Source organism: Youngiibacter fragilis 232.1 (assembly GCF_000495435.3).
GTDB classification, from domain to species: Bacteria; Bacillota; Clostridia; order Clostridiales; family Clostridiaceae; genus Youngiibacter; species Youngiibacter fragilis.
Genome location: NZ_AXUN02000157.1, coordinates 1 through 648, shown reverse-complemented (window position 1 = coordinate 648; position 648 = coordinate 1). Strand labels below are relative to the sequence as shown.

The following is a 648-nucleotide window of genomic DNA, read 5'->3' as shown; positions in this document are numbered from 1 at the left end:
ATCCCTAGGGAGCGGATTACTTCTAAAATTCTGGCTAACACGCTCACACTTAAAAACGCTTCTGGATATGCTGGAAAAAGGCAAGCCAAGCAGGCGAAAAATTGACACTAACTACTTTCAATACAATGGTTATTTCTTGGGATATAACTCTTCTAAAGATAATGCCGGGCGGCGGCAAAAACTGAGTGCAACACCTGACCTTTCCGGTACGGTGCTGCCCCTATGTTTTATTCCGAACTCAGCGTTGAAGAGCGCGCCACCATTCAAATCGGTCATGCCCAAGGCTTCAGCCTGCGTAGGATTGCCTGCTTGATCAACCGATCCCCCTCGACCATCAGCCGGGAGCTGCGCCGTAATCGAGATGCCAGTGGTGGCTACTCGGCCCGCGCGGCCCAGCGACAGATGCAGGCCCGCCGTCAGGCTTGTCGCCCGATGCGAAAGCTGTTGCCGGGCAGTGAGCGCTTCGAGCTGGTGGCCCACATGCTGCGTAAGCGTTTGTCTCCCGAGCAGATTGCCGGCAAGCTGCGCAGCATGAACATACCCAGCCTCAGAGAGGCCTACGTCTGTCGCGAGACGATCTATAACGCGATCTATGCCTTGCCGGTCGGTGAGTTGCGCAAGGAGCTGATCATCTGCCTGCGCCAAAGC

General features: G+C 55.2%; 1 protein-coding gene. It reads left to right on the top strand.

Translation table 11 applies throughout. The annotated features are described in order from the left end of the window. Window positions 1–222 precede the first annotated feature (222 nt). Window positions 223–648 (top strand): helix-turn-helix domain-containing protein (locus T472_RS19290; RefSeq protein WP_152975139.1); only part of this gene is annotated, 426 nt, incomplete at its 3' end.